The sequence below is a fragment of the Rothia nasimurium genome (assembly GCF_928381705.1).
GTDB classification, from domain to species: Bacteria; Actinomycetota; Actinomycetes; order Actinomycetales; family Micrococcaceae; genus Rothia; species Rothia nasimurium_G.
Genome location: NZ_CAKMSR010000001.1, coordinates 1 through 12,748 on the forward strand (window position 1 = coordinate 1; position 12,748 = coordinate 12,748).

11 protein-coding genes, 1 tRNA gene and 1 pseudogene are annotated in these 12,748 nt (G+C 57.7%); 2 read left to right on the top strand and 11 right to left on the bottom strand.

The genetic code is table 11. From position 1 onward, the window contains the following. Nucleotides 1–332 precede the first annotated feature (332 nt). From rplA to L6762_RS00040, 9 genes and pseudogenes are all read right to left on the bottom strand, one after another. A complete protein-coding gene (rplA, locus tag L6762_RS00005; protein WP_185174246.1) occupies nucleotides 333–1,025 on the bottom strand; it encodes a 50S ribosomal protein L1 in 693 nt (230 codons plus the stop codon). Between the two features lie 141 nt (nucleotides 1,026–1,166). Then, nucleotides 1,167–1,598 carry a 50S ribosomal protein L11 gene (gene rplK / locus L6762_RS00010; RefSeq protein WP_135012423.1) on the bottom strand — a complete coding sequence of 144 codons (432 nt, stop codon included), beginning with the start codon at nucleotides 1,596–1,598 and terminating at the stop codon, nucleotides 1,167–1,169. Between the two features lie 189 nt (nucleotides 1,599–1,787). Then, a complete protein-coding gene (locus L6762_RS00015; protein ID WP_237184876.1) occupies nucleotides 1,788–3,788 on the bottom strand; it encodes an ATP-binding cassette domain-containing protein in 2,001 nt (666 codons plus the stop codon). After that, nucleotides 3,785–4,789: a hypothetical protein gene (locus tag L6762_RS00020; RefSeq protein ID WP_237184877.1), complete on the bottom strand. Its 1,005-nt coding sequence runs from the start codon at nucleotides 4,787–4,789 to the stop codon at nucleotides 3,785–3,787. The genes L6762_RS00015 and L6762_RS00020 overlap by 4 nt, the downstream gene beginning before the upstream one ends. A 135-nt stretch (nucleotides 4,790–4,924) precedes the next feature. Then, nucleotides 4,925–5,785 (bottom strand): hypothetical protein, encoded by an 861-nt coding sequence (locus L6762_RS00025; RefSeq protein WP_237184878.1) that lies wholly within the window; start codon nucleotides 5,783–5,785, stop codon nucleotides 4,925–4,927. Nucleotides 5,786–5,920: 135 nt separating this feature from the next. Continuing rightward, nucleotides 5,921–6,211: pseudogene (locus L6762_RS12005) on the bottom strand (hypothetical protein); the annotation flags it as partial. A 251-nt stretch (nucleotides 6,212–6,462) separates the two neighbouring features. Beyond that, nucleotides 6,463–7,209, bottom strand: a complete 747-nt coding sequence (gene nusG, locus L6762_RS00030; protein ID WP_135012425.1) for a transcription termination/antitermination protein NusG — start codon at nucleotides 7,207–7,209, stop codon at nucleotides 6,463–6,465. A gap of 101 nt (nucleotides 7,210–7,310) precedes the next feature. Then, nucleotides 7,311–7,574, bottom strand: coding sequence for a preprotein translocase subunit SecE (gene secE, locus L6762_RS00035; protein WP_237184879.1), 264 nt, complete (start codon nucleotides 7,572–7,574; stop codon nucleotides 7,311–7,313). 75 nt (nucleotides 7,575–7,649) lie between these two features. Beyond that, nucleotides 7,650–7,722: transfer RNA gene (locus tag L6762_RS00040), tRNA-Trp, on the bottom strand. Nucleotides 7,723–7,973: 251 nt separating this feature from the next. Between L6762_RS00040 and L6762_RS00045 the strand changes: the two genes are divergently transcribed. Then, nucleotides 7,974–9,176: a pyridoxal phosphate-dependent aminotransferase gene (locus L6762_RS00045; RefSeq protein WP_237184881.1), complete on the top strand. Its 1,203-nt coding sequence runs from the start codon at nucleotides 7,974–7,976 to the stop codon at nucleotides 9,174–9,176. 403 nt (nucleotides 9,177–9,579) lie between these two features. Next, nucleotides 9,580–10,611, top strand: a complete 1,032-nt coding sequence (locus L6762_RS00050) for a 6-phosphofructokinase (RefSeq protein ID WP_237184882.1) — start codon at nucleotides 9,580–9,582, stop codon at nucleotides 10,609–10,611. 122 nt (nucleotides 10,612–10,733) lie between these two features. Here the strand turns inward: L6762_RS00050 and L6762_RS00055 are convergent, their stop codons facing one another. Together L6762_RS00055 and L6762_RS00060 are read right to left on the bottom strand one after the other, a co-directional pair. Further along, nucleotides 10,734–11,876, bottom strand: coding sequence for a YgfZ/GcvT domain-containing protein (locus tag L6762_RS00055; RefSeq protein ID WP_237184885.1), 1,143 nt, complete (start codon nucleotides 11,874–11,876; stop codon nucleotides 10,734–10,736). Beyond that, nucleotides 11,876–12,541, bottom strand: a complete 666-nt coding sequence (locus tag L6762_RS00060) for an FABP family protein (RefSeq protein ID WP_237184887.1) — start codon at nucleotides 12,539–12,541, stop codon at nucleotides 11,876–11,878. Before L6762_RS00060 ends, L6762_RS00055 begins: the two co-directional genes overlap by 1 nt. Between the last annotated feature and the right edge of the window lie 207 nt (nucleotides 12,542–12,748).

The window sequence follows — 12,748 nt, forward strand, 5'->3', positions numbered from 1 at the left end:
CCAGCTTGTATTCCTCTAAATTATTTTGGGTGGACGAAATTGAAGTTTGAGCCACGGCGGGCGCAAAGCTAAGTCCACCAACTAACACTGCGCCAACTAGGCAGATACTAAAAATGGAACGGGGGGGGTGAAAGGCCATCTTGTTGTCTTTTCTCTTATTTACCAAACCTCTGAGTGAGGTTGGTTACATGGAAGCTTACAGTAAGATTTAGATCAATACTAGAGCTCACTCACACTAAAGCCAAGAAAAAAATTTGTGAACCTTAAAAGGCAGGCTCCCCGCACCTATGCGCGGGGAGCCTGCCTTGTTTAACCGTTAGGGTCTAAGAAACTTAGGCTACGGTTGAGGGGTCAACGGGAACGCCAGGACCGAAGGTGGTGGCGATGGTTGCCTTTGAGATGTAACGGCCCTTAGCTGATGAGGGCTTGAGGCGGTTAACCTCTTCGAGAGCTGCTTCGAAGTTCTCGGTCAGCTGCTCAGCGGTGAAGGAAGCCTTACCGATGATGAAGTGCAGGTTTGAGTTGCGGTCAACGCGGAAGTCGATCTTACCGCCCTTGATGTCTGCAACTGCCTTAGCAACGTCCATGGTGACGGTGCCGGTCTTGGGGTTGGGCATGAGGTTACGGGGACCCAGAACCTTACCCAGACGGCCAACCTTGCCCATCATGTCGGGGGTTGCAACTGCTGCGTCGAAGTCGGTCCAGCCGCCAGCGATCTTTGCGATCAGGTCGTCTGAGCCAACGAAGTCAGCGCCAGCTGCTTCTGCTGCTTCAGCCTTTTCACCGGCTGCAATAACTACAACGCGGGCGGTCTTACCGGTGCCGTTGGGCAGGTTGACGGTACCGCGTACCATCTGGTCTGCCTTGCGGGGGTCAACGCCGAGTCGCAGTGCGACCTCAACGGTTGAGTTGGGCTTGTCTGCCGCGATGTCCTTTGCTACTGCAATAGCCTCGGCGGGTGCGTAGAGCTTGTCCGCTTCGATCTTGGCTACAGCTGCCTGGTACGCCTTGCTGCGCTTTGCCATCTGCTTTTCTCCTTTGCAGGTGTGGTCTTTGGTGAGCCGCGCTCGGCTCTGCCACATGCCTCCCGGGTGGGAGACTCTAACAATTGTCTTTGGGTGAGGTGTGAACCTCGGTTCCCCTGTTGTTTCAGGGGTGGAAGGGTTTTAGCCTTCGACTGTGATGCCCATGGAGCGGGCGGTGCCGGCGATGATCTTCGCTGCGGCGTCGATGTCGTTAGCGTTGAGGTCTTCCATCTTGGTCTGGGCGATTTCCTTGACCTGATCCAGGGTCAGTGAGCCGACCTTCTGGGTGTGGGGAACGCCGGAGCCCTTAGCAACGCCAGCTGCCTTCTTGATGAGCTGTGCTGCGGGAGGGGTCTTGGTGATGAAGGTGAAGGAGCGGTCCTCGTAGACGGTGATTTCTACGGGGATGATGTTGCCGCGCTGGGATTCGGTGGCTGCGTTGTAGGCCTTGCAGAATTCCATGATGTTGACGCCGTGTGCACCGAGTGCGGGGCCAACGGGGGGCGCGGGGTTAGCGGCGCCTGCCTGAATCTGCAGCTTGATGAGGCCTGCGACCTTCTTCTTGGGAGCCATTTGTGTTTGGTCCTTTTCTTAGCTGGTGGACCGGCGCACAGGAGTATGCACCGGGCGGTGGTGCTGCCATGGCGGCGGCGGCACCGTGTAGGGGCGCACCGGCGTGGGTGCGCACATACAGTTTTCTATCTTAGTACGGTCTGGGCTTTAAAGCTATTGCGGGGCGGACGCCCGCCCCTGGGTGCTTGCTCACAGGCGGGTAAGGGATTCGATAGGGTCGATTCGGGCGGCTTTGCGGGCCGGGTAGATTCCGGCCAGAAGGCCTAGGACTAGGCCAACTCCCACCCCCAGGCCGATTACTGCCGGGCTGATGATGGGGGTCCAGGAGTTGAAGAGGCTGATGAGGGCAATGGCGTTGATGGAGAAAAGCACGCCGGCAAAGGAACCCAAAAGGCTGGTAATGATAGTTTCAACCGCCAGTTGCAGGGTAATACCCGCCGGTTTGGTACCAATGGCTAGGCGCAAACCTATTTCTTGGCGGCGTTCCATAACCCCTACCAGGAAGGTATTCATGGTACCCACCGCACCGATGACCAGGGTAATGAGCGACATGGCGATCAGCAGAGTTTTCTGTTGCTCGTCTACAGCATTTTTAAGGGTTTCGGGTGCAGGCGGGATAGTGGCGCTGTAGGCAGAAGGCTTATTGGGCGACACCGCATAAGGGGCTTCTTGGCCCACCTGCTGGGCGGCACCCGGTTGAACGCTCAGCACGATGTCGAGGGATTTACTGTCGGGATAGGAGTCAGTGTTGAAGGGAAGGTAGATGGCTCCGTAGTAGGAACCTGAGGCGCTGTTCTCGGTGACTACCCCGATTACCGTCACTGGGTTTCCGTCCAGGTAAATCACTAGGCCCTCTTGCCAGTTCACGCCGAGCTTTTTGAGCAGGCTCTCGCCCACCACGGCTACAGTCTCACCGCGTTCGTTGTGCCCACTATCAAAGAGACGGCCCTGGACCAGGTTTTGTTCCTGCACAGCAAAGACTGTTTCTTGGGCGGCAATGACCGGGGCAGATATATTTTCTTCGCTGTGAAGGGTGGAGCGAACGCCCATGACCTCGTTAATGACGCGGTAGGCAGATTGCCCGGTCACACCGTTAATATCGGCTAGTTTCTGGTAGCCGGGGCTATCCACTAGGCTCTGAGCTTGCTGGGCGGTCAGGGCTTCTTGCCCGCTGTAGTGCAGGGTGACTTTCTTAGCCTGGTAGATGTCAAAGGCATCGGAAATCTGCCCGGCGATGGTGTTGGAGAGCCCCACTGTCAGGGTCAGCGCCGCAACACCCAGAGCCACACCCAGCATGGTGAAGAGGTTACGGCGCAGGCGAGAAAAGGTAGCCTGCCAGGCCTCAACCAGCGCGGGTTTGACCCAGGGGAAACGGGGTATGCCCTCTACCGCCGCATCCCGAAAAATATCGGGTTCCTGCTCGGCCTCTGGGCTAGGGTCAGCAACCGCAGGTAACCTGCTCTGTTCCGTAGCTTGTTCTCGGACTGTAGGAGGTTGTTCCATCGAGCGGGTTTCTTCAATAATCAGACCGTCTTCTATGTAGAAGCTTCGGTCACAGCGGGCGGCAATGGCAGGGTCATGGGTGACGACCAGGGTAGCTTGGTCTTCGCCAGTGACCTCGCGCAATAGGTCCATGACCTCTTGTGAGCGTTTCTGGTCCAGGGCACCTGTTGGTTCATCGCATAGGAGAACGGTGGGTCGGGTCACTACGGCGCGGGCAATAGCTACCCGCTGTTTCTCACCGCCGGAGAGGGTTTCTATACGGGCAGTTGCCCTGTGCGTTAGCCCCAGCCTGTCAATAACTTCGCTAGCCCTGCGGCGACGCTCTGCTTTGGGTACGCCCTGGTAGAGCAGGGGTAGTTCTACGTTTTCCGTGACGTTCTTGTGGGCAATCAGGTGGAAGGACTGAAAGACGAACCCTACCTGGGAGAGCCGGACATCGGCCAGCCGTTTGGCCTCCATCTCGGAGATATCGGTTCCACCCAGAGTGTAGCTACCGGAACTGGCCCGGGCCAGGAGCCCTAGGATATTGAGCAGGGTACTTTTACCCGAGCCGGAGGTGCCTAGCAGGGCAGCCATTTCTCCGGCCTGAATGGTCAGGTTAATCCCGTGCAGAATCTCCAGTGGGTTCTCGGCGGTGCCAAATTGCTGGCGAATCTCGCGAGTTTCGATCAGGGGCTGGGGGCTCATGATGTACCGGTGGAGATCACAACCTGGCTACCTTCGGTCAGCCCGGTGCTGGGGTCTGCTTCAATCATGCTGTAGCCGTTAGCACTAAAAGTGACGCGCACGGTGATATCCCGTGTTTCAGTGCCCTCTTGGAGTTTGACGATGCTCCCCTGCCCCGTGGTGAAGAGAGCGCTGGAAGGAACAACCAGCCCGGCCTGGGGCGATGAGTCCAGAATCAGCTCAGCGTTGAAACGATTCAGCCCGCCCAAATCGCTCTCGGGCACCTGAACGGCAACGTACTTAGTACCGGTATCAGTTCCAGTCTGTGTGTTAGGGACGGCCGGTGCCTCTGAACCTGAACCTGCATTGGCTCCGGTGCTTGTCTTTTCGCTCTTGACTTCTACGAGATAGGTTACTGTGGCACCGGTATTGAGGCGGAGCCTCTGACCTGTGGCAGCGTCTGGGCTCAGAGTGCCGGTCGCTGGTTTGCAGGCGAGTTCTTTCTGCCCGGAACTCAACAGGGCAAGCGCCTCAAAGCTGACGTCCCCGGTTGAGCGGGGCTTAGATATAACGGTTGCGTGGTTGTTAAGCACAATAAAGGAACTTGCCGGGATTGCCTCCTCTTTGCTCAGGGGCTTGTAGCCGAAGCTGGTGTAGAGAACTCCCAGCGCCCGGTAAGTTTCCTCGGTGACGGTATCTATGTCAGCGCCAACCCGTGGGAGCTGGTAGCCCAGGGCTACCAGTGCATCGTTGAGGAGCTTGGCGTCGGGCCCTTGGGCGTCCAGGGTGAGGTCGCGGTAGAGGGAGAAGCCACCCAGGAGGGTAAAGACCGGTGCGCCGTTAACCTCGGCGACCAAGCTCCCGTTGCCCAACTCTTCGCCCTGGACGATGTCCACGCTGGTGTACTGGGCACCGGGAGCAGCGTTAGTGACAGTGAGCTCGCGCTGGTCGGTGTAGTCAACCGAGCAGACTAGTGGAAGAATGTTCTCGAGGGTTCGGTTTTCTACACTAGCGGTAATCACGCTAGCTTCTGGCGTTTGTGCTTCAGCGGCTTTCTGCTCGCTAGTTTTAAAGGAAGAGGCTATATATACCGTCGCTCCGGTAACTACCATACAGAGTAAGGTCAGTAAAACCCAAATTTTTTTGTTCACCATATCTTATGATTTGCTCAGAATCTCGGGAGCATTTTTCTCCGCTATCCGTTTAGCTTGGGTGAGCTGGTCAATAACGCCCTCATTATCAGTTAAGAAGGTAGTCAAGTAAGCATTGAGAATATCTTCAGTGATTTCCTCATAGTTTACTTTCTGCCGGCATTTAGCATCGTAAATAGCTAATTGATGTGAATCCATGCTAGTGTCCACCGAGGCTAGGTCTGGTGTTTGTATTTCGATACTATAGTTGTCTTTCATACAGGCCGACCACCGCTGATTTAATTCCTCCTGTTTCGAATCCATCTGAGCTGCGCCTATATAAGGCAGCGGAAGGTTTTGGATACCGCTTTCAAAAAGAACTCCAGCCTCAGCGCTCCCAAAGACAGCCTCATAAGACTGAGCCAGACACCCGTCGGCAGCAATCGCCCCTGGAACTCCGTCAACGCTGATGCCTCCGTTTTCAGGGTTGCCCATATAGGCAGCCCAGGTTGCATCATCTATATCGGGGTTGTTCTGTTCTAAGGTAGTAGAAGCTTTTTGGTAGCCGTGCTCTTGAGCATCTTCCACGCTCAGGGGTCGTGGTGAGAGGTCTAATCTGATGTCGTAACGTTCAGAGGTAGATCGCAGACTCCAGCTATACCCCTGAGCTTGTAGGCACTGAGCTACCGTTACTTCTTTAGCTTGCTGGGCGGCAGGACTCATGCTGAATAGAGTATTTATTTTCTCTATCGCTTGTGAATCAACCTGAGTAGCAGGAGCAATTCCACTCTCATACTGTTCCGCTTCGGTACTTGTAGCTTCGTTAGCGGAACAACCAGAGAGTACCAGCATAGCCACACCCATGAAATAGCTGATACGAGGCCTCATCTTGTCTTCCTTTTGACATGCAGAGTCGCCAAACCTATTAAACCTATTAAAATTGTCATTCTAGAATAAATATTTTATTTACGACAAGGGCAGGAGTGTTAAAATTTATGTTCATCCTCCTGCCCTCGCTAAGCTTTAGACCATCACAATGAAATCCGCCATATTATTAAATGAGGGTTTGACACCATATCTAAGGTCTGACTCATACCAGCCAGGAGGGAGTTTCTGAGCAATAAAACGCGACCCATTACGCCATTCGCCAATTCCCATCGTTGCCCATCGGTTGGCATTAATCCAAGAGGTAGTATTATCATGCTGAGCTGAGTTCACATTTGCATATTGCGAGTAGCCGCTAATATCTTGCCGCTCACCAGTAAACCAGTTACCAGTGAATAAACATACCGTTGAAGTAGGGCAACCATAGACACCTGCATTGGCAGAATCAGCCCCCCGGCCCTAAAAGTAAACCAATACCAAGAGCAGTAGTAGCAGCTAGAGCTGCTCCCTTGCTAACTGTAGCTAAAGACATTTGTCTTCTCTCTTTCAAATCATAGTTAGGCACCTTTACCCAACGAAAGAAGCATAACACAGCACATTTTTTGCAATCAATCCCCTTACCCAAAAAATCGCCCCCTACCCAAAGGTAAGGAGCAATTCCTTGTATAGTCCACAGAGGGCTACATCTTGGTGACCTGTGAGAAGTTCAGGGTCACGGGGGTCTCGCGTTCGAAGACGGAAATCAGCACAACCATTGATGAGGCTGCGGCGTTGATCTCTGAGATGGTTGCGGGCATGCCCTCGAAGGGGCCTTCCTTAACGGTGACGGCCTCGCCGATCTCAAAGCCGGTTTCAACAGCGGGAGCAGCCTTGGGGGCGGCGCCTGCTTCTGCCTGCTCAGCTTCAAAGACGGGAGCCAGCATGTCGACAACCTCATCGAGGCGCAGGGGAACCGGGTTGTAGGCGTCCTGCCCAACGAAGCCGGTCACACCGGGGGTGTGACGTACAACGCCCCAGCTCTCGTCGGTCAGGTTCATACGCACCAGAGCGTAGCCGGGGACGCGCACACGGCGAACCAGCTTCTTGGTGGTGTTCTTGACTTCCATGACCTCTTCCATGGGGACCTGAACCTCGAAGATGTCATCTTCAGCGTTCATGGTCTGGGCACGGGATTCGAGGTTAGCCTTGACCTTGTTCTCGTAGCCGGCGTAGGTGTGAATGACGAACCATTCACCTTCCTGGCGGCGCAGCTTAGCCTTGAACTCTTCGAGCGGGTCAACGGCGGGCTCGCCAGCTTCTTCAGCTTCAGTGACTTCTTCGACGACCTCAGCGGCTGCTACTTCAACAGCCTCATGGCCCTCTTCGGTTGCCTGCTCTGCAGGTTCTACGACCTCTTCGGTTTCAGGTGCAACTTCCTGCTCGGACACGCTTTCCTGCTTTCGTCATTGGGGTTTACTTGAAGGCGCGCACGCCCTACATACACAAAAGATTCTACGGGTTAGGCCGCCGTCGGCCTAGCTTCGTACTTCTAGTTGATGCCGTTACCAAAAATCCAGAAGGCTCCCTGACCGAAAACGTAATCTAGGCCCGAGATCAAGAGCATCATAAAAGCAACGAAGAAAAGAACAATAATCACGTACTGCACCAGTTCTTTACCGGTGGGAGTGGTGACTTTTTTGAGTTCCGCGATGACTTCGCGCAAGAACTGGAAAATGCGACCGAAGAAGCCCAGCTTCTTCTCTGCGCCTGGTTCTTCAGAATCGGCGGTCCTGGCGGCGATTGATTTAGCCATGGTAGGCCCGCCCCTTTCTAGACTCATCATGAACATAAACTGTTCGATTGACAAATAAACCTGTGAGGCTTGAAGCAGGGCGGACAGGACTCGAACCTGCAACCTGCGGTTTTGGAGACCGCTGCTCTACCAATTGAGCCACCGCCCTTTGAAGGTTACCCCTTCAAGGAGGCTTGAAACCCTTGCGGGCACAAACCTAAAGCTGTTCGGTTGCGAACAACGTTATCTACTGTAGAACATATTTTTTGCTTTGGCAATTTGGTGCGCGCCAGCCCCTCTCCCAGTTGCCGTCCGACCTATGATTTAAGGGGCAGGTGCCAGCTGCCGCGCTGGCGTCCGCGCCCTTCATTTGCCCCACCCCGACGGTCCTGCCCGCAGGACGGAAGCGAGAACCTCACCATGACTGCCCGCGTATCACGCCGCATCGGCGCTATCGCCCCCTCGGCCACCCTGGTCGTTGACGCTAAAGCTAAGGCCCTGAAGGCACAAGGACGCCCGGTGATTGGCTTCGGTGCGGGCGAGCCCGACTTCCCCACCCCCGACTACATCGTGGACGCCGCCCGCAAGGCCCTCGATGACCCCGCTAACTTCCGCTACACCCAGGCTGCTGGTCTACCCGCCCTCAAGCAGGCAATCGTTGAGAAGACCAAGCGCGATTCCGGTATCGATATCGATGCCTCCCAGGTGATCGTGACCAACGGTGGCAAGCAGGCCGTCTACCAGGCCTTTGCCACCGTCATTGACGAAGGCGACGACGTGCTGCTACCCGCCCCCTATTGGACCACCTACCCCGAGGCTATCCGCCTGGCTGGCGGCAACCCCATCGAGGTCTTCGCGGGAGCCGACAAGGAATACAAGGTCACCCCCGACATGCTGGAGGCAGCCTACACCCCCGCCACCAAGGCTCTGATTTTTGTGTCCCCCTCTAACCCCACCGGTGCGGTCTACACCCCCGAAGAAACCAAGGCTATTGGCGAGTGGGCACTGGAGAAGGGCATCATCGTGCTCACCGACGAAATCTACGAGCACCTCACCTACGACGGTGTGCCCTTCACTTCCATCGTCAAGGCCGTGCCCGCCCTGGCTGAGAACACCGTCATTCTCAACGGTGTTGCCAAGACCTATGCCATGACCGGCTGGCGCGTGGGCTGGATGATTGCCCCCGCCGACATCACCAAGGCGGCAACCAACCTGCAGTCACATATGACCTCTAACGTCAACAACATCGCCCAGCTGGCGGCACTTGAAGCTGTCTCGGGTTCCCTCGACGCCGTCAACGAGATGCATAAGGCCTTCGACCGCCGCCGCAAGACCATCGTTGAGGGGCTTAACGCTATCGAGGGCGTCCACTGCCCCACCCCCAAGGGTGCCTTCTACGCCTACGCCGACGTCACCGGCCTGCTGGGCAAGACCATTGCGGGTAAGACCCCGCAGACCTCCGCTGAGCTTGCCGAAATCATTCTGGAAGAAGCCGAAGTAGCGGTTGTTCCCGGTGAGGCCTTCGGCCCCTCCGGCTACCTGCGCCTCTCCTACGCTCTGGGCGATGAAGACCTCGCCGAAGGCCTTGCCCGCATGCAGAAGCTGCTGGCAACCGCGCAGTAATTTGCCTGACGCGGGTATACAGGCGCGTGCGCCTCAGTGGTACGCAGGACGCCAAGTAAGCGCGGCATATGAACCGAAAGCAAGCTGGCTCGGCGGCTGGCGTGAATCGCACCTGAGCGAAGCGAAGCTGCGAGAGGGTCGCTTGCGAAGGTTCATATGCCGCGCTATCTGTAATATCCGGAGTACCAGAAACTAGAATCCCTCCCGCCCCTAAAGTCGCATTTGACTCTTACTCAGCGACCCAAAACATACAGCGCAACCTACCCCACAGCTACCCAACGCAACCCCTCTTTACTACAATAGAAACCAACAAAGACCCACACTTTGGATTGCCTAAACGGGCAGAAACCCAACAGGGTCACCACCATCATTCCCCACCAGGAATAACACAAGGAGTTTCTCCATGAAGATCGGTCTGCTCACCTCCGGCGGCGACTGCCCCGGCCTGAACGCTGTTATCCGTGGCGCTGTGCTCAATGGCGTCAAGACCTATGGCGACGAGTTCGTTGGCTTCCGCGACGGTTGGCGCGGTGTTGTTGAAGGCGACTTCATGGATCTGCCCCGCACCAAGGTTCGCGGTCTGGCTCGTACCGGTGGCACCATTCTGGGTACGTCCCGCACTAACCCCTTCGATGGCCCTAAGGGTGGCCCCGAGAACATCGAGATCATGATGGAGCGCAACGGTATCGACGCTATTGTCGCTATCGGCGGCGAGGGCACTCTGGCGGGTGCTAAGCGCCTGGCTGACGCGGGTCTGCCCGTGGTTGGTGTTCCCAAGACTATTGATAACGACCTGCAGGCAACCGACTACACTTTCGGTTTCGACACCGCGGTTTCTATCGCAACCGATGCTCTGGACCGCCTGCGCACCACCGGCGAGTCCCACCACCGTGCCATGGTCGCTGAGGTTATGGGCCGTCACGTTGGTTGGATTGCCCTGCACTCCGGTATGTCCGGTGGCGCTCACGCTATTCTGATTCCCGAGGTTAAGGTCTCGATGGAAGAGGTTTCTGGCTGGGTCAAGGAAGTTCACGACCGCGGCCGCTCCCCCCTGATTGTTGTTGCTGAGGGCTTCATCCCCGAGGGCTTCGACGATGTGATGGCTGGTAAGGGCCAGGAGAAGGACGGCCGCCCCCGCCTGGGCGGTATCGGCGACTGGGTTGCGCAGGAGATTGAGCGCATCACCGGCATTGAAACCCGTAACACCACCCTGGGTCATATCCAGCGCGGTGGCGCCCCCACCGGCTTTGACCGTGTGCTCTCCACCCGCCTGGGCATTCAGGTTGTCGACATGATTCACGACAAGGAGTGGGGCAAGATGGTTGCCCTGCAGGGCACCGAAATTAAGCGCGTTGACTTTGCTGAGGCCCTTAACGGCCTGAAGACCGTTCCGGTCCACCGCTACGAAGAGGCTAAGGTTCTCTTCGGCCGCTAGGCCACACGCCTCATACTAGAAATGACTGCCTCCCCAAGGATTCTTGGGGAGGCAGTCATTTTTATGGGCACTTGTTTTACCGTGTCTGTGCCGTATCTACCGTGGTGTGGGCTCAGAGAACTCTAGCGCAGAAAGTCCCCCATGTTCCGGCGTCCTGCCACCTGGCCGGCGTCCGGAGCAACAATCACGGTCTGGGTGGCGGCGTACTGGCTGGTTGCGGGGTTGCCGTCGGCGTCCGTATCTCCCCCGTCCACCACGCGCAGGGTGGCGGCGGGGTCAACCGAGCGTTTCAGGACGGCCAGGGCGATAGGCCCAGCCTCGTGGTGCAGGGCCACCGAGGTCACGGTGCCCACCTTCTTCTCGCCGTTCATCACGGCAGAACCGGCAGCGGGCAGGGTGTGCTCGGAGCCGTCCAGGTCGAGGAAGGTCAGGCGGCGGGGCGGGTGCCCCAGGTTGTGCACGCGGGCCACGGTCTCCTGGCCCTTGTAGCAGCCCTTCTCCAGGTGCACGGCGGTACGGAGCAGGTCGAGCTCGTGGGGGATGGTCTTCTCGTCGGAGTCCACGCCCACGCGCGGGCGCCAGGCCTCAATGCGCAGAGCTTCAGCGGCCCAGACCCCAGCCAGCTGGGCTCCTTCGACCGCATCGAGTAGGCGGTGGGCGGGCACGATGGTCAGGTAGCGGCGGTAGGCGGACGCCGGGTGCTCGCCTTCCCCAGCGGACGCGTAGGTGTAGCCCCCGGGGGCAATACCGGCGCTCCAGGGGTCAGTCCAGACGATACCGCCTGCCAGCACGGCGTCCGCGCCCTCAGCCTCGCGCGGGTCAAGGGTGGAACCCAGCACCGCGTGGGTTTCAGTACGGTCGGTAATCTCAACGCGCAGCATGAACTTCATGCGGTTCAAATACTCGACCAGGGGCGCAGCCTGGTCCCGTTCGGTGATCAGCCAGACCGCGCCGTCCTTCTCAACAGCAAAAGCAGAGAACTCGATGCGGCCCTGCGGGGTCAGCAGAAGAAGCTCGGTGGAGTCCCCCTCCCCCAGCCCGGCTAGGACCTGGCTTGAGAGGGTGGTCAGCCAGCTCAGGCGGTCCTCGCCCGCAACCGTTACCACGCCCAGGTTGGAGTGGTCAACCAGGGCAAGCCGGGTACGGCGGGCCAGGGCCCGCTGCTCAGCAACCGGGTCGCCGTAGTGGGCAGCGACCCCGGCGTCCGCCCCGGACGCCGCAAAAGCACCCGGGCGAGACAGCAGGGGACTACGGTAGGCAGTCACTACTGGTCACCTGCAAGGTTTTCGCCGCCGAACATGGTAGTGCCCAGGTCTTCACCGGTCATGGACGAGGTCTTACGCAGCTCAGCCGAAGCGTGCTTCTCAAGCTTGCGGGTTTCGGGGTTAGCGGTTTCCCAGTCCCACATGAGGTTGCCGTTGACCAGGCCCCAAAGGCGTACAGAACCGGCGTAGTCCTTAGTGATGTCATCCTTAAGCATGTTGCCGGTCTGCATACGCACCACCGGGCCCTTAATCATGCCCACGTAGTTTTCGGTCAGACCGCCGGGGTGGGCGATGGTCGCCAGCAGGTTGAAGCCGCCGTCCTCGTTGCGCAGGGACTCAACGGACTCGGCGTCCTGGTGCACGGGAACCACATCAGCAGGCACCAGACCGGGGCCGACGTCGCCGTCCACCTGAGGGCGGTCAATCTGCCAGAAGCCGGTCTCAACAGTGATGGTGCGCAGCTTCTGCCCCTGGTCATCGAGCAGGAAGCTCTCGGCGCGGTATTCGATGAAGGGCAGACCGTCCTGGCTGAAGGTAATAATCTGCCCGAAGGGAGTTGATTCTGCCCCCTCGTACCAGAGGGAGCCGGTACCCTCCCAGGTGCCCAGCAGCCAGGAGAAGGGCACGAGTTCGGGGGTAAGGTTGGTGGGAATTTCAATAGCCATACACACCAGTGTAACCAGTGTAATCGGCAAACCAGTCCGAGGAGAGGGGCAGGTATAAGCAGCGAGGGGCGCCCCTCTGACGACTAACCTTCTCGCAGGCTCACTCTGGCTCGCAAGCTCGCCAGATTCGCGCCGAGATTATTTTCCTCGCGCGCTCGGAATCTCGACGCTCATCGCCTGCGATTCATGCCAGCCCCAGCCAGTCGT